At 66.9% G+C, this 21,302-nt stretch carries 24 protein-coding genes and 1 tRNA gene; 14 read left to right on the top strand and 11 right to left on the bottom strand.

Going from position 1 to position 21,302, the window contains the following annotated elements:
- The first annotated feature begins 4 nt into the window (after positions 1-4).
- The gene (locus AC1DRO_RS03250) at positions 5-472 is read left to right on the top strand and encodes a hypothetical protein (RefSeq protein WP_476949989.1); all 468 of its coding nucleotides are present in this window, start codon (positions 5-7) and stop codon (positions 470-472) included.
- Positions 473-625: 153 nt separating this feature from the next.
- Positions 626-1,471: an aldo/keto reductase gene (locus AC1DRO_RS03245; RefSeq protein WP_476949800.1), complete on the top strand. Its 846-nt coding sequence runs from the start codon at positions 626-628 to the stop codon at positions 1,469-1,471.
- 219 nt (positions 1,472-1,690) lie between these two features.
- Here the strand turns inward: AC1DRO_RS03245 and AC1DRO_RS03240 are convergent, their stop codons facing one another.
- A complete protein-coding gene (locus AC1DRO_RS03240) occupies positions 1,691-1,948 on the bottom strand; it encodes a hypothetical protein (protein ID WP_279294440.1) in 258 nt (85 codons plus the stop codon).
- A 36-nt stretch (positions 1,949-1,984) separates the two neighbouring features.
- Positions 1,985-3,022, bottom strand: a complete 1,038-nt coding sequence (locus AC1DRO_RS03235; RefSeq protein WP_476949799.1) for a hypothetical protein — start codon at positions 3,020-3,022, stop codon at positions 1,985-1,987.
- 86 nt (positions 3,023-3,108) lie between these two features.
- On the opposite strand from AC1DRO_RS03235, the gene AC1DRO_RS03230 reads away from it, so the two are divergent.
- Positions 3,109-3,582, top strand: coding sequence for a DUF2231 domain-containing protein (locus AC1DRO_RS03230; protein ID WP_243181844.1), 474 nt, complete (start codon positions 3,109-3,111; stop codon positions 3,580-3,582).
- On the opposite strand, the gene AC1DRO_RS03225 is transcribed toward AC1DRO_RS03230, so the two are convergent.
- Complete coding sequence (locus AC1DRO_RS03225) at positions 3,579-4,895, bottom strand: MFS transporter (protein ID WP_476949798.1); 1,317 nt, start codon at positions 4,893-4,895, stop codon at positions 3,579-3,581. The genes AC1DRO_RS03230 and AC1DRO_RS03225 overlap by 4 nt on opposite strands.
- A gap of 214 nt (positions 4,896-5,109) precedes the next feature.
- On the opposite strand from AC1DRO_RS03225, the gene AC1DRO_RS03220 reads away from it, so the two are divergent.
- From AC1DRO_RS03220 to AC1DRO_RS03190, 7 genes are all read left to right on the top strand, one after another.
- Complete coding sequence (locus tag AC1DRO_RS03220; RefSeq protein ID WP_476949797.1) at positions 5,110-5,556, top strand: cellulase family glycosylhydrolase; 447 nt, start codon at positions 5,110-5,112, stop codon at positions 5,554-5,556.
- Complete coding sequence (locus AC1DRO_RS03215) at positions 5,522-6,466, top strand: cellulase family glycosylhydrolase (RefSeq protein ID WP_476949796.1); 945 nt, start codon at positions 5,522-5,524, stop codon at positions 6,464-6,466. The genes AC1DRO_RS03220 and AC1DRO_RS03215 overlap by 35 nt, the downstream gene beginning before the upstream one ends.
- A 246-nt stretch (positions 6,467-6,712) precedes the next feature.
- Positions 6,713-7,081, top strand: a complete 369-nt coding sequence (locus AC1DRO_RS03210) for a hypothetical protein (RefSeq protein WP_476949795.1) — start codon at positions 6,713-6,715, stop codon at positions 7,079-7,081.
- Between the two features lie 285 nt (positions 7,082-7,366).
- On the top strand, positions 7,367-8,107 hold the full coding sequence (locus AC1DRO_RS03205) for an HNH endonuclease family protein (protein ID WP_476931289.1): 741 nt from the start codon (positions 7,367-7,369) through the stop codon (positions 8,105-8,107).
- A 232-nt stretch (positions 8,108-8,339) separates the two neighbouring features.
- Entirely contained in the window at positions 8,340-8,516 is a 177-nt protein-coding gene (locus AC1DRO_RS03200; RefSeq protein ID WP_476949794.1) for a hypothetical protein, read from the top strand.
- A 41-nt stretch (positions 8,517-8,557) separates the two neighbouring features.
- Complete coding sequence (locus AC1DRO_RS03195) at positions 8,558-9,121, top strand: DUF805 domain-containing protein (protein WP_476949793.1); 564 nt, start codon at positions 8,558-8,560, stop codon at positions 9,119-9,121.
- A 130-nt stretch (positions 9,122-9,251) separates the two neighbouring features.
- The gene (locus AC1DRO_RS03190) at positions 9,252-9,419 is read left to right on the top strand and encodes a hypothetical protein (protein WP_476949792.1); all 168 of its coding nucleotides are present in this window, start codon (positions 9,252-9,254) and stop codon (positions 9,417-9,419) included.
- Positions 9,420-9,506: 87 nt separating this feature from the next.
- On the opposite strand, the gene AC1DRO_RS03185 is transcribed toward AC1DRO_RS03190, so the two are convergent.
- On the bottom strand, positions 9,507-11,858 hold the full coding sequence (locus AC1DRO_RS03185; protein ID WP_476949791.1) for a PxKF domain-containing protein: 2,352 nt from the start codon (positions 11,856-11,858) through the stop codon (positions 9,507-9,509).
- Between the two features lie 169 nt (positions 11,859-12,027).
- Positions 12,028-12,480: a hypothetical protein gene (locus AC1DRO_RS03180; RefSeq protein WP_476949790.1), complete on the bottom strand. Its 453-nt coding sequence runs from the start codon at positions 12,478-12,480 to the stop codon at positions 12,028-12,030.
- 489 nt (positions 12,481-12,969) lie between these two features.
- Between AC1DRO_RS03180 and AC1DRO_RS03175 the strand changes: the two genes are divergently transcribed.
- Positions 12,970-13,122 (top strand): hypothetical protein, encoded by a 153-nt coding sequence (locus tag AC1DRO_RS03175; RefSeq protein ID WP_476949789.1) that lies wholly within the window; start codon positions 12,970-12,972, stop codon positions 13,120-13,122.
- Between the two features lie 96 nt (positions 13,123-13,218).
- Here the strand turns inward: AC1DRO_RS03175 and AC1DRO_RS03170 are convergent, their stop codons facing one another.
- The 5 genes from AC1DRO_RS03170 to tmk all read right to left on the bottom strand — a co-directional run bounded on the left by AC1DRO_RS03170 (position 13,219) and on the right by tmk (position 17,814).
- Entirely contained in the window at positions 13,219-14,112 is an 894-nt protein-coding gene (locus AC1DRO_RS03170) for a helix-turn-helix transcriptional regulator (protein ID WP_476949788.1), read from the bottom strand.
- 75 nt (positions 14,113-14,187) lie between these two features.
- A tRNA-Thr gene (locus AC1DRO_RS03165) sits at positions 14,188-14,260 on the bottom strand.
- A 114-nt stretch (positions 14,261-14,374) separates the two neighbouring features.
- Positions 14,375-15,958 (bottom strand): alpha/beta hydrolase, encoded by a 1,584-nt coding sequence (locus AC1DRO_RS03160; protein ID WP_476949787.1) that lies wholly within the window; start codon positions 15,956-15,958, stop codon positions 14,375-14,377.
- Between the two features lie 60 nt (positions 15,959-16,018).
- Complete coding sequence (locus tag AC1DRO_RS03155; protein WP_243181851.1) at positions 16,019-17,161, bottom strand: DNA polymerase III subunit delta'; 1,143 nt, start codon at positions 17,159-17,161, stop codon at positions 16,019-16,021.
- Positions 17,158-17,814, bottom strand: coding sequence for a dTMP kinase (gene tmk, locus AC1DRO_RS03150; RefSeq protein ID WP_028276354.1), 657 nt, complete (start codon positions 17,812-17,814; stop codon positions 17,158-17,160). The genes AC1DRO_RS03155 and tmk overlap by 4 nt, the downstream gene beginning before the upstream one ends.
- Positions 17,815-17,948: 134 nt before the next feature.
- Here tmk and AC1DRO_RS03145 point away from each other — a divergent pair, with 134 nt between their 5' ends.
- A complete protein-coding gene (locus AC1DRO_RS03145; protein WP_476949786.1) occupies positions 17,949-19,145 on the top strand; it encodes a trans-sulfuration enzyme family protein in 1,197 nt (398 codons plus the stop codon).
- A gap of 9 nt (positions 19,146-19,154) precedes the next feature.
- Positions 19,155-19,514: a DUF2516 family protein gene (locus AC1DRO_RS03140; RefSeq protein WP_028276353.1), complete on the top strand. Its 360-nt coding sequence runs from the start codon at positions 19,155-19,157 to the stop codon at positions 19,512-19,514.
- A gap of 13 nt (positions 19,515-19,527) precedes the next feature.
- On the opposite strand, the gene AC1DRO_RS03135 is transcribed toward AC1DRO_RS03140, so the two are convergent.
- A complete protein-coding gene (locus AC1DRO_RS03135; RefSeq protein ID WP_476949785.1) occupies positions 19,528-20,376 on the bottom strand; it encodes a class I SAM-dependent methyltransferase in 849 nt (282 codons plus the stop codon).
- 178 nt (positions 20,377-20,554) lie between these two features.
- On the opposite strand from AC1DRO_RS03135, the gene AC1DRO_RS03130 reads away from it, so the two are divergent.
- Positions 20,555-21,301, top strand: coding sequence for a phosphoglyceromutase (locus tag AC1DRO_RS03130; RefSeq protein WP_476949784.1), 747 nt, complete (start codon positions 20,555-20,557; stop codon positions 21,299-21,301).
- Position 21,302: the final 1 nt, after the last annotated feature.

Below are 21,302 nucleotides of genomic sequence, written 5' to 3'. Positions count from 1 at the left end.
GACCTTGGGCTTCTTCAGCGCAGCACGGCAAGGCCGGAGGGACGACGCAGAACTTGGCAAGGGGCTCTGGCGGCGCGCCCACGACCGGTTCAACCGCGGACTTGACCGCTACCACCAGGTCCTTGAGGGGGTCGAAGACGAGGCCCTGTACGGCGAGCTCGTCGAGATCGCCAATCAGCTCTCCGCGCTCGCGCCCCGGGTCCGGCAGGTTTGCGTGGAGGCCCAGCGGCGCTTTCCCAGCAATGGATTGGACATCCCGGGGCCGCTGGCGGGGGTCCACCGCGCCCTGTCGACGGCGGGCAACTCCCTGGCCATGACGGCTGAGGCGGCCGCGATGCTCCGGCTCGCCGTGGGGCCGGTCCCGGCGGGTGCCGCGTCGGTGCGGCGGCGCGCCGATTCCGTGCTGGAACAGGTTCACGACGCCGAGCGGCGGCTTGTGGAAGCCGACGGCGGCGGGCCGACGCCAGCCTGAGCCGCTGCGCGAATTGGTCTTTGCACAGGCCCGCCCCGGCATGGCCGGCGTTCCCGATATTTCCCGGGTATTCCCGGGTATTCCCGGTTACGCGCCTAGCTTAGCGGCGCCCTCTCGCTGGCCGGAGGGCGCCGACGTTGGCAGGATACTTATATGACTTTTTCACCGGAACTGACTTTCAATGACGGCAACACCATCCCCCAACTTGGCTACGGCGTGTGGCAGGTTGAAGATGACGTGGCCGAAAAGGTGGTTGTCCAGGCGTTCGAGGCCGGCTTCCGCCACATCGACACGGCAAAGATCTACGGCAACGAAGCAGGCGTAGGCCGCGCCATCGAGCGTTCCGGCCTCAAGCCCGAGGAAATTTTCATCACCACCAAGCTGTGGAACGCCGACCAGGGCTACGAGTCCACCCTGAAGGCGTTCGAGGAATCCATGGAGCGGCTCGGCCTCGAGACCCTGGACCTGTACCTGATCCACTGGATGCAGCCCAAGCAGAACAAATACGTTGACACCTGGAAGGCCCTCATCGAGCTCCAGAAGCAGGGCAGAGTCAAGACCATCGGCGTCTCCAACTTCACCAAGGAGGGCCTGCAGCGCCTGATCGATGAGACCGGCGTTGTTCCGGCCATCAACCAGGTCGAACTGCACCCGTTCTTCAGCCAGGCCGACCTGCGCGAGTTCAACGCGTCCAAGGGCATCCTCACTCAGGCATGGTCGCCGCTGGGCCAGGGCGGCGAGCTCCTCGAGAGCCCCGTCATTGCCCAGATTGCCGCCAAGCACGGCGCCACCCCGGCCCAGGTTGTCATCGCCTGGCACTTGGCCATCGGCAACGTGGTCATCCCGAAGTCGGTGACCGAGTCCCGGATCCGCGAGAACTACGCGGCCCTGGACGTCAGCCTCGACGAGACCGACATCCAGGCCATCAACGGGCTGGATCGTTCCGCCGAAGATGCCGGCCGGATCGGACCGGATCCGGCCGTCTCCGACTTCGCCTAAGCACCTCCCATGACGCCGGCAGCCAGCCGGCGATCACACAGGGCCTTCACCCGGCACGGGGTGGAGGCCCTTCGGGCGTCCGGCACCTTCCCGCCGTCCGGCCCGTTCCGGCCGTCCGCGACCGGCACCTTCCCGCCGTCCGCGACCGTGACCGGCCAATCCCACGCGCTCGGAGAAAGACGGCCCGGACACAGGCTCCGGTCCCGAAAGTCTCCGGAGTCAGGCGGCGGCCCGGCGCTCTTTCGCCGGGATTGCATCGACCACGGCCCAGCCGTCTTCGCCCGCAACGCAGCGGCTGGCGAAGCGGTCTGCGGAGGCAGCGTCATCGAAGCTCTCGGTGCGGATCCGGCCGCAGTCGGTGTCCAGGTAGGTGACCACGAAATGCAGTGCGCCATCCTGTGCGTCGTTGAAATCCGCCTCAAAATCTGACTCGATATCATGGCGGAAACCCTGCTGGAAATTCTGGTTGTTCTCCATGATTCCAGTGTGCGACTGACCACCGACACTAAGACTTCACTCTTCCGGCGTGTTGCCGAGCCGCAGCACCCGTTCCCGCGCCAGGACTTCCTTGCGACGCTGCCGGTCGGCGGCCCGTGCCGTCTGCTGCGCCAGAGCCGACGCCAGCTCGTGATCCTTCCGGGCCGTTTTGAGCCCGGCTTCTGCCGCGTCCAGACGCCGCCTGAGCTCGCGCACCTCGTCGGCCAGTCGGCTGGTTTCCGCCGTCGCCTCCGCCAGCTCCGCGGCCGCGCGGCCTGCCTCCTCGTCGGCTTCCGCGGCGGCCACTTCGGCCGCCTCCAGGGCGGTCCGCGCCCGTTCCACCGCCGACGGCGTGGGCGTCATCCGTGCCGTCCCGACGGTCCGGAGGCGGGGCTGTTCCGTTGTCGGCTTTCCACCGGCAGTTCCGCCGCGCTGTGCGGTCCGGTCCGCCGGTTCTGTCCCGCCGGCGGCGGTCGCTGGTTCTGACCGGTGGACGCTGGCCGTTCCAGGCGCGGCTCCAGTGCCGGGCACCGACGCCGCATGGCTCCCCTCGACAGCCACTGCGCCGGCGAGGTCGACGACGTCGACCCCGTCCGCCGAGAGCGCCCGGAGGAGACAGCCGCTTTGCACGGCGGCGGCGGCCCCGGGATCGGCGGTGGCGGCCCGCAGGGTCTGTTCCACTTCCGTCGCGACGGCGGCGCTGATGGCCCGTCCGTGCCGGGCCGCCAAGGCCTGCGCCGCCTTCACCGTGCTGGCGAGGAGCTGGCGCCGCTGCTGGGCGAGGCGACGGAGGTCCGCTGCATCCAAGGCATCCTGTGCGGCCTGCATCGACGTCCCCAGTGCAGCCAGCTCCCGCAGGATTTCGGGGCTGTGCGCCGCCAGCATGTTCACCGCCCACGCCGCGACCGACGGCTTGGGCAGGGCACGGACTGCGGCCGCCAGGGCACGCTGCTCGGCGGCGGTGACACCCGCGGAACTGACGTCTTTGGCCGCCGCCGTTCTAGCAGCCACGAACTCCCCGTAGGGCAATGCATAGAGCGGCCCGGCAATGCCCGCTAGTTCCCGCGATCCCATGCAAGAATCATAGGAGTCTGGCCCCGCCGCGAGTTCGCTGCCCCGTCATCAGACCCGGTGCCGTCACGTTCTGGAGGAGATTTCAATTGATCGAAATTGGTGGGCTCCCGGCCCATGTCCTGCTCGTCCACGCCGTAGTGGTATTAGCGCCCATTGCAGGTCTTGGCGCCATCGTTTATGCCGTGGCACGGCGCTGGTGGGGCTACCTGGCGTGGCCCCTGGGCGTGTTGTCACTGGGGCTGGTGCCAGTAACACTCCTGACCGCGCAGGCAGGCGAGCAGCTGGAGAAAGTCCGTCCGGCGTCGGCGGTGGTCCACGAGCACGCCCAGGAAGGTGACGTACTCAAAGTGCTTTCCGTGATCTTTTTCGTCCTGGTCGCGGCAATGTTGATGGTCACCTACGAGCCCTTTGGCCGGCGCCTGGCGTTCCTTGGCGGCCTTCGGAGCAACCGGATTGTCCGGGGAGCCGTCCTGATTGCCGGCGCCCTCGCGGGGGCCTTCTTCATTTACCAGAGCATCATCACGGGACATTCCGGCGCGGCCTCGGTCTGGGCGCGCTAAGTCAGCCCATCCGCGGGCCCTTGGCCAGGTGATGCGTGCCGGGCCCGGTGCAGCGTGACGAGCAGCAGGACAAGGGCCGTTGCCTGCAGTGCGGCCACGGCAGCGATGAGCGCCGGCCGTGCGCCGTAAAGTGACCCGTACAGGGCGCCGCCGGCCAAGGCGCCGGCGCCCTCGAACGCCGCGAACACCCCGTACGCCGTGCCCTGCCGGGGTTGGGGCACCAGATCGGCAACCAGCGCCTTGACCGTGGAGTCCTGGATGCCCGTGGCGGCCCCCCAGACCAGGACGCCGGCGAGCACGAGCCCGGCGCTCGGCGCCAGGGCCAGCACGGGCACCCCCATAATCAGCACGGGCAGCGCCAGAAGCACGGCCGCCCCGGCGCGGTCGTAAAGGACGCCACTGGCGAGGGCCCCGACGGCGGCGGCCCCCATGGCGCCGGCGTACAACAGCGGAACCACCGAAACGGGGACGGCCACGTCGGCCGTCAGGTGATAGGAGATGACGCCGAAGGCGACCAGTCCGGCGCTCCAGAAGAACCCGGCCAACGCGAACAAGATGAAGACGCTGGAGAGCGCCGACGGCGGCCGCCCGGCGGGCTTCCCACGGGGCGGCTCCGGCAAGCCGGAGGGGTCGGCCACGGGCCTGTCCGCGCCGGGATCCCGGACGCGGCGACGCAGCCAAACGAGAATCACCAGCGCCGCCGCCGCCGGAATGATGAGCACCGCAAAGGCTGCCGGCAGTGAGCCGGTGGCAACCAGCACCGCAGAGACGAGCAGCGGGCCCAGGAGCGCCCCGGCCAGATCGAGGGACTTGTGGACGGCGAAGCCGCGGCCCCGGCCAACCGGCCCGGCGACGGCGGCGAGCAGCACGGTCTTCGCCGGGCTGCGGACGGCTTTGCCGACCCTGTCCCCGATGATGAGCGCGGCCGCCAGGGCCATCCCGGCGGTCCCGGCGAACGGCGTCAACGCCAGCAGCGGGACGCACACCGCCGTCAGCACATAGCCGGCCATCGTGAAAGTCCAGTACTTCCCGGTGCGGTCCGCCCAGGGGCCGAACACCAGCCGGAGTCCCTGGGACGCGGCTTCCGCGGCGCCGGTCACGAGGCCGACGAACAGCGCGGACGCACCGAGCTGGGCCAGCAGGGGACCGCCCAGCGGGCGGGCGCCGTCGGACACCATGTCCGCGGCGAGGCTGACCAGGCCGAAGCCGACAACCGGGCCCCACAGCCGGTGCCGCCAATTCCCGGTTTGGCTTCCGGACCGCGACGGCGGGTATTGCCGGCCGGCTGGCATCCTGCGCCCGGGCCGTTCCATTTCCTAAGGCTGACGGACCGCCCGGAAAAAGACAATACGCAGGTCAGGGGCCCGTGGCCGCGTTGAGGTGCAGAAGAAAATATTGGCCAAAGGGGTTCTTTCTGGGCGGCAGCTTGGTACTTTTCGAGAGCCGATCCGTATTGTGCGGGCCGGGGGGACCCAAATGACGGACTGAAAGGCAACACACCCATGAGCTCGGACGGGACCCACCGCTGTGGCTGCCGGGCTGGCCCTCACCGGCGTCGCCGCGGCCTCGCTTACCCTGGCCTCTGCCGCCACAACGCCGCCGCCCACCGGCTGGCTGCACACCTCTGGCGGGAGGATCCTGGACTCGAACAACGCCCCGTATACGATTAAGGCCGCGTCCTGGTTCGGCATGGAAACCACCGACTGCATGCCGCACGGGCTCTGCGGAACCCTGACCACCGACGAGGCCCTGGCCAACATCAAATCGATGGGATTCAACACCGTCCGCCTGCCGTTCTCCAACGAGTGCCTGGCAGCGGCATCCATCAAGGGCAACCTGAACTACTGGGCCAACCGCGCCTACGCGCTGGAGGGCAAGACGCCCCTGGTCCTGATGGACACGGTGATCGCCCGCGCGAAGGCCAACGGCCAACGCCGTCTTGGCCTCCAACCCCAACCTGCTGATCATCGTTGAGGGCATCGAGAACCAGGGCAACGGCACTTCCACTTGGTGGGGCGGGGGCCTGGCCGACGTCAAGAACAGGCCGGTGACCCTGGCCACGCCCAACCGCGTGGTCTATTCCCCGCACGACTACCCGGCGTCGCTGTTTGCGCGGAAGTGGTTTAGCGACCCCAGCTACCCCAACAACCTGCCGGCCGTGTGGGATGCCAACTGGGGTTACATCCAGAAGCAGGGCATCGCCCCGGTTCTGCTCGGGGAGTTCGGGACCGCGCTGCAAACCATGTCGGACAAGCAGTGGATGGAGAAGATCGTCTCCTACCTCGGGACCAATTCCATGAGCTTCGCGTATGGGGCGTTCAACCCGAACAGCGGCATCACCGGAGGCCTTGTCCAGGCGGACTGGCGCACCCCGGAGGCCGCCAAACTGGCCGCGCTCGCGCCCATCCTGAACGGCACGCCGACGCCGACCGTCACCGCGACGCCGACGGTATCGCCGACCGCCACGCCGTCGCCCACGGCGACGCCGACCGCCACGCCGACGCCCTCGCCGTCTCCCACCCCTACATCCGGCGCGCCGATCAGCGCGGTCTGGAAACTCGGCAGTTCGTGGACCGGCGGCTACGTGGCCAATATCGAGGTCACCGGCCTCCGGGCGGCGGCCGGTTGGAGCGTGAGCTGGCCCGACCCGAACGTCACCCGGGTGGCCAACTCCTGGGGCATCAGCTGCACGCTGCTCCCCAAGGTGTCGGTGACCTGCAGCGGTTCGGACTGGGGCATCAGCTGCACGCTGCTCCCCAAGGTGTCGGTGACCTGCAGCGGTTCGGACTGGGCCACCAAAATCGCCGCCGGCCAGAAACTGTCCGTGGGCCTGCAGGTGGATTCCCTGAAGGCTCCCGTCAACCCGGTGCTCACCTTGAGGTAGCCGGCCGCAAGGGCGCGGGCGTCCTTCGATCAGGCGCCTGTTAGGGGGCAGCCGACTGCAAATGGAGCATGCGGAACCCGGGACCAGGATCCGGACCCCGCCGGGGTCAATGAAGAACCTCCGGATAGCGTTGATTCCGGGGGTTCTTCTCAGGCTTCGTGCGACCGGGCTCCCGGGAGTCAGAGCGGCTCCCGACGAGGACAACACCGGAGTAGCCTGACAGCAGAAGCGAGAAAGGCATGGACCATGCGCATTCTTCAGACATCCACCGACGCCCTCAACGTCACACGGATCGACAGGATAGCCTATCTCAACGCTGAAGAGCGGACATTTCTGACCACAACAACCGGCCGGCCGGACTTTGCCACCCCCGGTCAAGGGGAAGTCATCGCCGACATGGGGCGGGCCGTTCCCGTCACCTTGGCCTATATCGATGACCAGCTCGAAGGGAGCCTCATCGTCGCGCGACTCACGGATCTGATGGCAAACTACGACTGGCCTGTCATCAGATTCGCCGACGTTCGAGAGGAGGCCCGGAAAGAGGTCGCCGAAATCCGGTACAGGGAATCCGAGTACGCCGCCGAGCCGGACCGTACCGACCCGCACGAAGACTAATCCGGGCAGCAGCCGCAGTCGCAGGCGCTTGTGGGTTGACCCGAGCCGCGGGCGAAGATGTCATCACGGGACCGGCCTGACTTCAAGAGTGAATTTGTCCGGTTCGCTTTGGGGGCTTACTACCTCTATGAATTAGTCATAGTCACCGTCAGTCCCCGTCCCGATGCAGACGCCAAGTCCGTCATCCGCGCACGGGGCGGCAGATAGCGACGTGAGCGACTCCATGCTCCGGCCTGCGCGGGCGCGGAACGGGGTGCGGGTAATCTGGTCATTTTCGCCGCACTCATGATTGGCATGAACATCTCCCGCTCCGCCGCCACCAAATCCCTGACCGTCCTTGCCGGCCTGCTTCTCGCAGGCTCTCTCGCCGGCTGTGACGCCGCAGCCCACGTTGGCGCCAAAGTCGCAGACGCCGTGCACAGCGCGGCCGCGTCTCAGGCTCCCGGCACCGGCACCGCGCACCCGGGCGAGGCCGCCGCGGCCGTAGCCCAGCTGGCGTCCATCCCGGTGAAGGGCAAGGCCCCAAAGACCGGGTACAGCCGCGGGCAGTTCGGTCCCGCCTGGTCCGATGTGGACCACAACGGCTGCGACACGCGCAACGACATGCTCCGCCGTGACCTCACCGACGTGACGACCAAACCCGGGACCAGGGATTGCGTCATCGCCTCCGGCAAGCTTGCCGACAAATACACCGGCAAGACCATCACCTTCACCCGCGGTGAGAACTCGGCGGACGTCCAGATCGACCACATTATTCCCCTGTCGCTGGCCTGGCAGACCGGCGCCCAGCAGATCAGCGCCGGCCAGCGCCTCCAGCTCGCCAACGATCCGCTGAACCTGATGTCCGCCGACGGCCCCGCGAACCAGCAGAAGTCAGACTCCTCGGCCGATGCTTGGCTGCCAGCCAACAAGGCGTTCCGGTGCGAATACGTCGCCCGCCAGACTGCTGTGAAGGCCAAGTACAAGCTGTGGATGACCCGTCCCGAGCACGACGCCATCGCCGGGATTCTCGCCACCTGCAAATAGCGGCACCGCATCCCTGAGGGGTACCTTCGTCTGCGCCGCCTAAACCGCCCAAACCGCGCCCAAACGTCCGTCTCGTCGAGTAGGTTCCGTCCCTGAGGACGGCTCGCCAAGGTTTCGGCCTTTCTGCTCCCTGACCTGCGGAAACATTCCGGGATGCCATAGTGCCCACGGGACGAAAACGCCGGTAGCATGACAGCCGGGGCCCGCTGGGGTGCCTGGTATTGGGGGAATCATGGCACAACCGCGCCGGCTACTCGGCAGCAGTCCAAGCTCCGTCATCGCGGGCCGTCACCGCCTCGAGGTCCACAACGCGCAACGCCGCGGAGCCGAGCGTGCCCAGGCCTATGTCCAGCCCCCGCCGAGCCAGGCGCCACACTTCAGCGATTCCGCCGCGGCCGACGTCCCCTGACCCTCCCGGATCCACCCGCCACACCAGTGAAGGAGCATCACATGTCAGATCCTCATCATCCTCAGCAAGGCACCGGCCGGCAGATGTGGCCCAGCGAGCAGCCCCGGCAGAACCCGGGGTGGGCGCCGAACCCGTACGCCGCTGCGGGGTACCCGGCCCAAGGATCCGGGCCCGTGCCACTCTGGGCACCGCTCTACGGCGCTTCCCTGCCAGAGGCCGCGTCGCGGTTCTTCAAGAAGTACGGGACGTTCTCCGGCCGCGCCAGCCGGAGCGAATACTGGTGGTGGGTGCTCGTCTCCGGCCTCGTCTCGATCGTCTTGAACGTCATCATGCTTGCCGGTGGGGCGGCCGGCGCAAAACTGGGCCCCAATGGCGCCAGCGTCCCCGGCCCCGCCTATATGATCGGGCTGATCCTGGCAGCCGTCTGGTTCCTGGCAGTCATTGTCCCGTCCTTGGCCCTGACGGTCCGTCGCCTCCACGACTCGAACTTCAGCGGCTGGATGTACCTCATCATCCTCATCCCGTTTATCGGGGGCATCATTCTCCTCGTCTTCACGCTGCTGGAATCAAAACCCGAGGGCCAGCGGTTCGACGTCCCCGCATAAGCATCCGGTCGCACCCACTGACCCCGCACGAACCAGAAGAAGGCCCTGCCGCCCCTGTGGGCTGCGGGCCTTCTCCTTGGTCGGGGTTCCCGGCCGGGGGCATGTTGGGGCCGCCTCACCCGCCACAGGTGTGCCCTGGCAAAAGAGCGGCTCCTCAGCCGACGCGTGGCTGCCGTCGAACAAGGCGTTCCGGTGCGAATACGTCGCCCGCCAGACGGCCGTGAAGGCCAAGTACAAGCTCTGGATGACCCAGCCTGAGCACGACGCCATCGCCGGCATCCTCGCCACCTGCAAGTAGGAGCCCAAGCCGTGGCCTGCTGAGTCCCCAGATGATAAAAGAAGCGCCCCGCACGAGATGTACGGGGCGCTTCTTTGTGACGGGTCGTCAGCTGCGGAACTTGAACGACGCCGTGTGCGTGCTGCCGTCGTCCAGTTTCAGCTGGAACGTCCGGCAGGTGCCAGCCCAGGCTTTGTCGGTCTTCCAGACATAGGTGTAAATGTCGTCGCCGGCGCTGTAGGAGAGGCTGCTGGCGCCCGCCGTCGATGTGGTTTCCACTTCGCTGAGCGCTGCGCCGGTGTCACATGTGACCTTCGCCGACGTCGGGGAGCCAGCGGGGAGAATCCCAAGCCCGTGGTCGCCGGCGATGCTGAACTTCATCGGCACCGCCCGGCCGGCCTGCATGGCATTCACGGCAGGTGCAGGATCGACCGGTGCCATGAACCCACTGAAGTTGTAGCTCGAGCTCGCCGCCAGGAGGGTGACCGATCCCGTGTCTCCCATCGCCTGGTCCGAAGTGAATCCGACGACGCCGATTTCGGCGGTCTTCGCCCGGGAGACGTCGGTGATCGTTGCAGTCCGTTTCGCAGCGTCGACGACCCCTGCCGGGATGCCATCCACGCTGAGGCCCCAGACGCCCACCCGGGGGTCGCTGGATTCCCAGGTCACCTGGATGGTGCTCGTGGTGCCGGTCGTGGAGGTTGCCACGGTCTTCACGTTCAGCGGTGCAGCGGGGAGGTTGTCGCGGGGCCCGGATCCGACGTGGACGGCGGCCGAGGCGTTGGCGACAAGCCCGCCGGCATCTGTCATGCGGACCTGCATTACTCCGTCCGACTTGGCCTGGTAGGTGTGCTTGGCCACCGGCGTCGTGGTTGATTCCTCGTAGGTGCCGTCACCGTTGTAATCCCAGTCGTACTTCGCGATCGAGGAATGCGGCGAGTAGGAGGCTGAGGCGTCAAAGGTGAACTCCTGGCCGGTCGGGCCCCAGTATTCAGGGTGCTCGAGGAGTGCCACGGGGCGTTCCTGCAGCCGGGTCAGCGCGGTGGTGAGAGCTGCTTTGGTGTCGCCGCCGTCGACGATGACCTGGCCCGTTGTGGCCTGGGCCAGCGCGGTGTAGAAGCTGCTGAAGTAGGAGGGGACGACCGGGTAGACGTTCACCGGGTCGATCTCCAGGGCGCGCTTGGCGACCGAGGCGAGGGTGCTTCCGTCCACCAGGTCAGGATCGTGGTAGTCGGCGTCGGTCAGAACCACGGCCGCCTTGGTTGCGCCGTCCCGCCACGTGAGCCCGTTGAAGGCCGTCATGAGTGCGTGCAGGGCCGCCTCTGGCCGGTCCCCGCCGCCGTCAGCGGACAAGGTGGAGAGCTTGGTGCTGAACTCGGTGGTGTCTTCCTGGAAGCCGCTGAGGATTTGTGCCGTGACCGAGTCCCCGGCGTCTTTGTATTCAACGAGGGCGACCCGGCCGCGGTTGGCCTTGATGGTGTCGGCCATGTCCGCTGCGAAGGCCTTAGTCGCCTCGATCCGGCCGTACATGGAGCCCGTCGTATCGATCAGGAAGACCACGTCCAGGCCGGAGGTTCCGGCACCCGGGAGGGTGACTGTGTCGTCGACTGTTCCGGCGGGGAACAGTGGCTTGAGGCGCTTGGTGATTTCGACCGCGGCACGGTCAATGCTGTGGCCGGGGTCATCGTAGGTCCCGTGGCCGGCGGTGTCCCACGGGTAGGGGCTTGAGCCGCACACGAAGTCGTGGGTGGCGCAGGATAGCCCGGTGCTGGAAGTGAAGCCTGCCGGGAGGTAGGGGACGCGGGCGCCCAGGGAGCCGCGGCCGACGCCGCAGTCCGGAACATCGAACCGCCACTCGGACCGCTGCGGGAGTCCCAGGCACGCCGGCGGGACGAGGCCGTCCCCTTCCGGGAGCCAGAGCCGGGGGTCGCCGAACAGCGCCTGGTAGACGACATGCTTCTTCACGTCGTCGCTGAGCTTTAGGTTGTACGCCTCGCCGGCGACCTGTGCACCCTGGGAGAAGCCGCCCATGACGAAGTAGGACGAAGGGCATTTCGCTGAGCGGGCGTTGAGGTAGGACGCCATTTCCTCCACGCCGTTGTCGACGCTGGTGCCGTACCAGAGGGCTCCGCCGCCGGACGCGGCCGCTCCGGCACTGTTCAGCCTGGCCTGCCAGGTCTCCACGCCAACGGGGACCGCGGCGTACTGGTACCCGTTGACGAGCTGGGTTCCGAGCTCATAGTGGTTCGTGGTCAGGGTGTCGTTAATTCGGTCATCGATCTGGCTCTGGAAGCGTGTCACCTGATCTTCACCGAGGATCTGGCCCGAACCGCGGGCGAAGACCGTTTCGACGTTCGCGCAGTCACGGATCAAGGCGTCGGCGACGACAGTGTCGGCAGCCGTCGCCGGCGGCGTGAGCATGAAGGCGGACAAGGCAGCGGTTAGGACGGCCGCGGTCATGCGTAACGGAGATTTTGGACGCACAGCAATTACCCCCAAGTGGTTACTGAACTGGAAAAATGCCGCCCCAGCGGCGGCTCAAGGCCACGGATGCGGCCCGAATGGTCTCAGGGTACCTGCGGGTTTATCTACTGACTAGAGAAACCAGTGGCCGAGTTTTCCTGAGGCGTCAGCTGTGCGGTTCGACCAGGAGGACCACGAAGTTCGTCAAGTCGTCTTTGTCCGGGCTGGTCACATTGAACTTGTAGTCGTACTCCCCGTCGGTTCCCGAGGTGCTGCAGACCGTCGTTGTCCCGCCGACGTTAGGCCTCCGGGTGCAGGTGCCCTCGATGGTCATGGGGACACCGGCTGTGGAGCTCACGGCCTTCAAATCATCGATGGTGAGTTTTTTGCCGGCATCCCAGCGTTTGGCGATGCTCGGGCACGGGTTGGTTGACATGCAGAGGAACATCTCCCGACGAACGACGTTGTCCTCCACCTTCCAATCCGCGGGAATTGCGAACCGCTCGGCCCGGGAGACCATGTCGGCGGTGACCTTGTCTTCCGCGGACCGGACAAAAAAGAATGCGACGGCGCCAATGACCAGCACCGCCGCAAGGATGATCCATGTTCGACGCTTCACTGTGCTCCCCCAAAACGGTCAGTGACAACACGCTGGACCCCGGGACGCCCGGGAGGTGTGTGACTGCATCGTATCCTCAACCAGAATCTTTGTCTGCGGAAATGTCAGTGCCCACCTCTATCATCTGCATCGACTGGAACCCCACCAGTTGCCGGCGGTGGAAAGGGTGCGACATGAGCGAGTACAGCTATCCTGAGTCGACCTTCCCACCGCCGGCCACAGCTGGCATCTGACATCCAAGAAGCTAACTGGCAAGTTGCCACGGTGGGAGTGGCGACTTTCGTTGACGGATGGTTGATCGCCCGGCTCGCCGCTACCTCCAGGACACGCCTGCGAGCTCCACGAGACTGCCAGTGCCCGGGAGCGCCATGGAGCGAGGACGCCGCCAACAGTGGAGGCGGCCATCCATGAACTGATGGATCTCGCTTGGAATGGTGTCTACGACGGCGGGGCTTGCTCGGCGATGGGCTGGAAGTGGGGGATTACACCGTGATCCTTCCCTGGGTGGAGGACCTGACCCGGTACGCGGTGGTTCACTCCCGGCCGGTGGACGCCATCGCCTTACACCACGACTTCCGGGCCGCCAACGACCCGAAGAGCTTCTTCAGCGTTCCCCGCTACGGCTTCCGCGTCCTTGTTTGAGGTCCTCTTGTCCCCAAGAATTTGCGTCGGGCTTCGGCGACCCCTTCGGGAGAGTGCAGCTCAGCCCATGTCTCCCTGCGGTCCGTCTGGAGCTCCTCAGGAACAGTTGGCCGCTGATAATGAGTTCGGACCACCGGCTCGGCGGCCGGCTGCCGCTGTTTCTGGGGCTTTCCCCGGCGAGGATCTGCAGCGGGAGTGGGCTCTGCTTTCCCGGGTAGGACCGTCTTTTTCAGTAGCGGTGCGCCGATCAGGGACCACTTTTCGGGCCTGACGCAGGAGATGAACATCTGCCGGAGTAGAGGAGTACTGCTGGCCAGGCCTGTCTGACGCGGCATTCCACAGCAGCATGGGAAATTCGCAATTCCAGCACTGGCTGAGGGTTGCGGAAATATTCTGTTCGGGATGATCGTGGAAATTGACAGGTGTCGGTGTCAAGAGACCCAGTTCGTGTGCCGTTTGCACTGCCATCAGGCGGTCGCATACATCCAGCTTTCGGTAGATGTGCTCCAAGTGCTTTCCCACGGTGCGTGGGGAAATGCTCAGTCGTCTGGCCAGACCTTCCGCGGTCAGCCCCTGGCTCAGGAGGGTCAGGATCGTCATTTCTCGAGACGTCAGATCGTGGGCGGAGCCGTCGAGGTTCGCCGCGCTATTCGACTGGGCAATCCCAAAGTGGAGGGCAATCCCCGTCAGAATTGGTTGCAACAGCCTGGCCAGAGCAAGCTCTTGGTCGGTGAAGTCACGGTCAGGTCGGTGGATAAGGAAGGCGTTGTGGTCGCCGCCGCGTATGTCCAGCGGTATGGACAGGTGATGAACAATTCCCCACGGACGGGCCAATTCCTCCCAAGCGCGTTTTTGGCTGCTGCTGGCCAGAGCATCAGGAACCCGCCCGTAGGACTGGGGTCCCGTCTGGCCGGAAAACGCATACCAACGCAGCAGCGGTTGTTGTCTGAAGTCATAGCCGCCAGGTGGTTCGTTGGGTGCCCTGGCCACATACGGCCATCCCGCCGCCATCAACAAAAAACCCCGTATCCCCGTTGAGTCAACGGTGATACGGGGTTCTTCCCGAGCTTCCTGCCAGAATCGAACTGGCGACCTTCTCATTACGAGTGAGACGCTCTACCAACTGAGCTAAGGAAGCAACCACATGAATGCCCGGCGAACCGGGCGGATCATGCAAGAGACAACTGTAATAGAGTCCCGGCGTCCGGGTCAAAATGAGCGACCGAAGCCAGTATGCGGCCCTGTCGCGGACCTAGCAGACGGTGTTGTCCGCCGGGGCCTTTCCGTCCACCAGGTAGTCATCGACAGCGTTGCCGATGCAGCTGTTGGAACGGCCATACGCCGTGTGGCCCTCACCCTTCCAGGTCAGCAGCGAGGCGTTCCCAAGCTGCTTGCGCAGGGAACTGGCCCATTGCACGGGCGTAGCCGGGTCGCCGGTGGTTCCAACTACGACAATCGGGGCCGAGCCCTTGTAATCGACCGGGGCAGGGGTCCGGACGTTCTTGTACGGCCAGTCCTTGCAGTTGCTGCCGCCATAGGCGAAGTAGTAGCCAAACGTGGGCGACAGCTGGCGCAGCTTCTGGTCCTCGGCCCGCATGGACGCGGTGTCGGACACCATCGGGTAGTCCAGGCAGTTGATGGCGTTGAAGGCGAAGGTGCTGTTTGACGTGTAGGTGCCGCTGGGATCGCGGTCGGCGCCGAAGTCGGCCAGCTGCAACATGCCCGTGCCGTCGCCGGCCAGGGCGGTGGCGAGCGCCCGGGTGAGGATCGGCCAGTTGTCATTGTTGTAGAGCGGGATGATGAGGCCGCTGACAAACGTGGAGCCCGAGACCTTCCGTCCGTCCTTCGCCGGCAGCGGGTTCGCCTCGGCCGCGCTGATGGCGTTGCGGATCTGCTGGACACCTTCCTCGGTGCTTCCCGCGAGGGGGCATCCGGACGTCTGCTGGCACTTGGCGACATAGGCGTGGAGGGCCTTTTCGAAGGCCACGGCCTGGTCGCGGGTCAGTTCCTCGTTGCTCAGCGACGGGTCCATGGCGCCGTCGAGGACCAACCGGCCCACATTGTCCGGAAACAGCGACGCATAGGTGGAGCCCAGCAGGGTCCCGTAGGAGTAACCGAGGTAGTTCAGCTTTGAGTCGTTGGCCACCCCGCGCAGGATGTCGAGGTCCTTCGCGGCGCTGACGGTGTCGATGTGGGCCAGCACCGGCCCGGTTTTCTCCACGCACTTGGCAGCGATGGCCTTGTTGTCGGCCAAGGCCTCGTCCAGTCCGGCGTCGGTGTCCAGGGCGTAGGTCTTGGCGCGGGACGCGTCGCGTTCCTTGTCCGTGAGGCACGTGACCGGGGCGGAGCGCTCCACGCCGCGGGGGTCGAAGCCCACGATGTCGTAGGCGGACCGGACTTTGTCCGAAATGTGGGTGTTAGCCGCATCCCTGACGAAGTCGTACCCCGAGCCGCCCGGGCCGCCCGGATTGACCATCAGGGTGCCCTTCTTGTCGCCTGTCGTGGCGAGCTTGATGGCGGCAAGCTCGATGCGTTCGCCGTCGGGCTTGCTGTAGTCCAGCGGAACCTTGATCTTGGCGCACTGGAAGTTGCCTTCACACGGTTTCCAGTCGACCTGCTGGGAGTAGTAGCTGCGCAGTTCGGCCGGCGCGGCCGCCACGATTGACGGGTCCGCCTGCCCCGCTGCCCCCGATGCCGGCGCACTGGACCCGTTGCCGCCCCCGCCGCCGAAAAGGGTGCACGAGGCCAGCGTGAGGGCCAGGGCCACGGCGCCGACGGCCCGCATGCCGATCGTCAGGGATCGGGATCTTGCGGACTGGGGTCGAGCAGGCTTCATGCGGTTCTCCTTGGAGGCTAGGAACGAAAGCGAAGATGATCGTTGGAGCGGCCGGAACCGTCAAATAAGGCTGGAAGCCATGGACTCGATCGTCAGCAGCGGGGCCACGTTGGTGGTGGTGATCCGCGTGCGGGCCTTGTTGATGGCGTCCATTCGGGCAAGGGTCACTTCGGCGGTGGAACGGGAGGCGAAATCTTCGAGTTCGCTTCTGAGTTCAACGTTGACGAGTTCCACTGCGTTCCCCATCTGGATGATCAGGACATCCCGGTAAAAGGACAACAGGTCCGTCAGGGTGCGGTCAAGGGAATCGGTGACGGAACGCTTGGCGCGTCGCTTCTGGTCGTCCTCGAGCTGCTTGACCTGGCTCCGCATGGCTGGCGGCAGCGTGCCGCTTTCGGGCGCCCCGAGGGTGGCCAGAAGCGCGGTCTTCTCGGCGGCGTCGCGCTCGTCGTTGGAGCTGTTGGCTTCCTCGGTGGCGATCTTGACCAGTTTCTCGGCCATCATGACCGCCGCCGTGACGCCGCGAAGGGACAGCGGAAACCGCACCGTCTCGAGCCGGCGCTCCCGGGCCTCCGGGTCCCGGGCCAGGCGGCGGGCGATCCCGACGTGGCTCTGCGCCGCGCGGGCGGCCCGCTCGGCGACCGCCGGGTCCACGCCGTCGCGCTTGACCAGCAGGGCAGCGACGGCGGCGGCCGGCGGAAGCCGCAGTGCCACCGGCCGGCAGCGGGAGCGGATGGTCACCAGGACATCGGCGGGGGAGGGGGCGCAGAGCATCCAGACGGTGCGGGGCGTGGGTTCCTCGATGGCCTTGAGCAGCACGTTGGTGGTCCGCTCGGCCATCCGGTCCGCGTCCTCCACCACGATGATCCGCCACCGGCCCGACGAGGGCCGGTTCCCGGCGGTGGACACGAGCTCACGCGCCTCGTCGATGGTGATGGTGACCTTCTCCGTCCGCACGAACGAGACGTCGGAATGGGTTTCGCCGAGGATGGTCAGGCACGCCGGGCATTCGCCGCAGCCGCGCAGGCTGACGTCCTCCTGGTCGCAGTTCAGGGCCGCGGCGAACGCCTTCGCGGCGTTGGAACGGCCGGAGCCGGGCGGTCCGGTGAAAAGCCACGCGTGCGTGAGCCCTTCGTTCTGGGCCGCCTGGCGCAACTGGGCCACGACGGCGTCCTGGCCCTGGAGGTCGTCCCAGACCGTCATGCTGTGCTGCTTTGGGTGACGGCCAGCAGGGATTCGACGCGCTCGAGGATCCGGGCGGCGAGTTCGGCGACGGGCAGCCGGGCGGGCAGCACCAGATACGCCTCCGGCCGGGCCGAGGCGAGGTCCAGGAAGGCCGCCCGGATCTTGGCATGGAATTCGTCGGCCTCGGACTCGAGGCGGTCTTCGGCAGCCTCGCCGGCGGTGCGCCGCTGCCGGCCAACGGCGGGCTCGACGTCGAGGAGTACCGTCAGGTCCGGCTGCAGGTCCGATGTGGCCCAGGCATTGATGTCCCGGACCGCCTGCGTTCCGAGGCCTCGGCCGGCGCCCTGGTACGCGACCGAGGAATCGATGTACCGGTCCGTGAGGACGATCTCGCCGCGTTCCAGGGCGGGGCGGATGACCTGGCTCGCGTGCGCCGCCCGGGACGCCGCGAAAATCAGGGCCTCGGTATGGGCATCGATGTGGCCGTGGCCGTGATCCAGCACGAGGGACCGAAGCTTCTCACCGATCGCCGTGCCGCCCGGTTCCCGGGTCCGCAGCACGGTAAAACCATCCGATTCCAGGGCTTTGGCGAGTTCAGCCGCCTGCGTGGACTTGCCGGCGCCGTCTCCGCCCTCGAAGGCAATAAACAGTCCGGGCAACAGGCCGGTCAACTTTCGGCCGGACGCTCCGGGGCTCTGGGTAGTCACCGTTCAAGAGTACCGACAATCACCGACACTCTAGTCTGCGCAAAGTCTGCGGCGTAACGGCTTGGGTACCCTGCCGGGCGCCCACGTACCCTGTCCTCATGAGTCTTACTGAAGAACAGGCCGCCTCGCTTTCGCCGGATTCCCTGGTCGTCGCGGCAGGGCGCCCGCCGCGCACCCGAGACGAACCGGTCAACCCGCCGCTGGTGCTGTCCTCGACCTACTTCGGTACGGGACCGCTGGGCGACGGCGACCGCGGCTACGGCCGGTATTCCAACCCCACGTGGGACCCCTTTGAAGAGGCGCTGGGCCAGTTGGAGGGCGCGGAACTGCCGGGCCTGCTCTACGCCTCGGGACTCGCCGCCGTGAGTTCGGCCCTGTCCCTGGTGCCCGCCCAGGGCGTGCTTGTCATGCCGTCGCACAGCTACGCGGGATCGGTCACCATGGCCACCGAACTGGCGGCCAAAGGGTTCCTCGAGCTGCGGACGGTGGACATCGCGGACACCGACGCTGTACTTGCGGCGCTTGCCCCGGCCGGCGGGCGCGCCGCCAGCATGCTCTGGCTGGAGAGCCCCACGAACCCCATGCTCGGCGTCGCGGACATGCGGGCCCTGACCGCCGCGGCGCATGAGGCCGGCGCCATCGTCGTCACGGACAACACCTTTTCCACGCCCCTGGTGCAGCAGCCCCTGAGCCTGGGCTCCGACGTCGTGCTGCATTCGGTGACCAAGTACCTCTCCGGCCACTCCGACGTCGTACTCGGTGCCCTGGTGACGTCCGACGCCGGTCTCCGCGCCGCCCTGCTGCACCACCGCACCATCCACGGCGGAATCGCCGGACCATTCGAGGCGTGGCTGGCGCTGCGCGGGCTCCGCACCCTGGCGCTGCGGATCGAGCGTTCGCAGGCGTCGGCCCAAATCCTGGCCGAGCGGCTCGACGGTCATCCGAAGGTGGCCGGCGTCCGCTTCCCCGGGCTGGCCTCGGACCCCGGCCACACGCGGGCCAAGGAACAGATGAAGGGTTTCGGTTCCGTCCTGTGCATCGAGGTGGCACCGGTGGGTGGGCAAGGCAGCGGCCTCAGCGGCGCGGACGCCGCGGACCGCATGATCCGCGCCCTGCAGCTTTGGCTCCCCGCGACCTCCCTGGGTGGGGTGGAATCCCTGATCGAACGCCGGCGCCGGCACGCCGCCGAGCCGGAGAGCGTGCCGGACAACCTGGTCCGGATGAGCGTGGGCATTGAGAACGTGGAAGACCTTTGGGCCGATTTGGAGCAGGCATTGGGCACTCTGGACGGCTAGGCTGGGGGAGTGGACGGACGCATACTCATTTACTTTGTCGAATCCGGGGTTTACCTGGTCCTGGCTGTCGTGGCCTTTGTCCTTGAGGCATGGGCGTTTTTCGATTGCCTCCGGCACAAGGCCAACGCGTTCGAGGCCGTATCGAAGCGAACCAAGACCTTCTGGCTGGCCCTGACCGGCGGCGCGTTCGCCGTGGGACTGTTTTCCCTGCTCTCGCAGCTGGGCAGCGGTGGCGGCGCCAGTTCGCTAGGCATTTTCGGCCTTGCGGCGGTGACGGCTGCGTCCGTGTACCTCGCCGACGTCCGCCCCGCCGTCAAGGACGCCGGCCGCGGCCGCGGCAGCAACATGGGCCCCTACGGCCCCTGGTGACCACCGGGGGCACCTAAGCTCCCGGGGCCACGGCTTCCCAGCCGACCGTCACTTCGCCCAGCCGCCAGCGGGACGGGCCGTCCTGGATCGGCCAACCGGCGTCGAGCAGTGCGCGGCACATCGCCCCGAAGCGCTGCCGGTTTCCGAAGGCCGCCAGCGGCGCCGCTTCCAGCCAGGCTTGGTCCATCGCCTGCAGGTAGGCGTGGATCTTCTCGCCGGGCACATTGCGGTGGATCAGGGCCTTCGGGAGCCTTTCGGCAACGTCGGAGGGCAGCACGAAGGCACCGAACCGCATGGACAGGCTCAGGCTCAGCGGCCGCTCGACGTCCAGCGCCACCCAGGCGGCGCGCCGCCCGATCTCATCGCACGTGCCGTCGATGAACAGCCCGCCCGGGGCCAGCCGGTCCTGCACCAGCCGCCAGATGCCCGCCACGTCGGCCTCCTCGTACTGCCGCAGCACGTTGAAGGCGCGGACCAGCACGGGCTCTCCGGTCATGGGCAGTTCGAAGCCGCCCAGCTGGAACCTTAGGCCGGGCCGTTCAAGGGCTTGGGCCTGCCGGACGCGCTCCGGTTCGATTTCGATCCCCACCATTTGTACGTCCCCGCGGACCGCGGCAAGGCGTTCGAAGAGTTCGACGGCGGTGGCCGGTGAGGCGCCGTACCCAAGGTCGACGGTGAGAGGATGGGCCGCGGCCCGCAGCCGCCATGCCTGCGGCCCGGTCAGCCAGCGGTCCACGCGGCGCATCCGGTTGGGGTTCGTGGTTCCGCGGGTCACGTTACCCACGGGCCTGCCGCCGCGCGCGCTGCCCCTCGTTCCGCCCTTGTTCCGGGGGGCCAGCACCCGTTCAGCCTTCTGCACCACCGCCCAAGCCTATCCTCCAACGCGGGGTCACCTCACTTCCGTGGTGGCCGCTGGATGGACCGGCAGCGACCCCGCGTTGCCCTGAAGCGGGCGGTGAAGCAGGAAGTGAGGCACGCTCTGAAACGCGCGCTGTGTAACGCTCGGCACCGCCGCCAACCGCTCGGCTAGGATGAAAACCATGACTTACAAGCTGATTCTGCTGCGCCACGGCCACAGCGACTGGAATGCCAAGAACCTGTTCACCGGCTGGGTGGACGTTGACCTCAATGACCAGGGCCGTGCCGAGGCGGTGCGCGGCGGCGAGCTGCTCGTGGAGAACAACATCCTCCCCGACATCCTCTACACCTCGCGGTTGAAGCGGGCCATCAACACGGCAAACATGGCCCTGGAAAAAGCCGACCGCGGCTGGATCGACGTCAAGCGCGACTGGCGGCTCAACGAGCGCCACTACGGCGCGCTGCAGGGCAAGGACAAGGCCCAGACCCTCGCCGAATTCGGTGAGGAGCAGTTCATGCTGTGGCGCCGGTCCTACGACACCCCGCCGCCGCCCCTGGCTGACGATTCCGAGTTCTCCCAGGTGGGGGACCCGCGCTACGCGGACCTCGGCGACGCCATCCCGCGCACCGAATGCCTCAAGGATGTCCTGATCCGGCTCATGCCGTACTGGGAATCAGACATCAAGGAAGACCTCAGGGCCGGTAAGACCGTCCTGGTCACCGCCCACGGCAACTCGCTCCGTGCACTCGTCAAGCACCTTGACGGGATCAGCGACGAGGACATCGCCAGCCTGAACATCCCCACCGGCATCCCGCTGGTCTACGAACTGGATGACGACTTCAAGCCGCTGAACCCGGGCGGCACCTACCTCGATCCCGAGGCCGCCGCCGAGGCCATCAAGGCAGTCGCCAACCAGGGCAAGAAGTAAC

The organism is Arthrobacter sp. P4_F11, assembly GCF_056401395.1.
This window is presented reverse-complemented; position numbering and strand designations above follow the sequence as displayed.

Bases quoted from the DNA above. Each gene is read 5' to 3' on its own strand.
- AC1DRO_RS03130 (WP_476949784.1), top strand. From the start codon at position 20,555: ATGACTTACAAGCTGATTCTGCTGCGCCACGGCCACAGCGACTGGAAT.
- AC1DRO_RS03225 (WP_476949798.1), bottom strand. From the start codon at position 4,895: ATGGAACGGCCCGGGCGCAGGATGCCAGCCGGCCGGCAATACCCGCCG.
- AC1DRO_RS03240 (WP_279294440.1), bottom strand. From the start codon at position 1,948: ATGGAGAACAACCAGAATTTCCAGCAGGGTTTCCGCCATGATATCGAG.
- AC1DRO_RS03245 (WP_476949800.1), top strand. From the start codon at position 626: ATGACTTTTTCACCGGAACTGACTTTCAATGACGGCAACACCATCCCC.
- AC1DRO_RS03200 (WP_476949794.1), top strand. From the start codon at position 8,340: ATGGCACAACCGCGCCGGCTACTCGGCAGCAGTCCAAGCTCCGTCATC.
- AC1DRO_RS03145 (WP_476949786.1), top strand. From the start codon at position 17,949: ATGAGTCTTACTGAAGAACAGGCCGCCTCGCTTTCGCCGGATTCCCTG.
- AC1DRO_RS03160 (WP_476949787.1), bottom strand. From the start codon at position 15,958: ATGAAGCCTGCTCGACCCCAGTCCGCAAGATCCCGATCCCTGACGATC.
- AC1DRO_RS03185 (WP_476949791.1), bottom strand. From the start codon at position 11,858: ATGACCGCGGCCGTCCTAACCGCTGCCTTGTCCGCCTTCATGCTCACG.
- AC1DRO_RS03235 (WP_476949799.1), bottom strand. From the start codon at position 3,022: ATGGGATCGCGGGAACTAGCGGGCATTGCCGGGCCGCTCTATGCATTG.
- AC1DRO_RS03155 (WP_243181851.1), bottom strand. From the start codon at position 17,161: ATGACGGTCTGGGACGACCTCCAGGGCCAGGACGCCGTCGTGGCCCAG.
- AC1DRO_RS03210 (WP_476949795.1), top strand. From the start codon at position 6,713: ATGCGCATTCTTCAGACATCCACCGACGCCCTCAACGTCACACGGATC.
- AC1DRO_RS03205 (WP_476931289.1), top strand. From the start codon at position 7,367: ATGATTGGCATGAACATCTCCCGCTCCGCCGCCACCAAATCCCTGACC.
- AC1DRO_RS03195 (WP_476949793.1), top strand. From the start codon at position 8,558: ATGTCAGATCCTCATCATCCTCAGCAAGGCACCGGCCGGCAGATGTGG.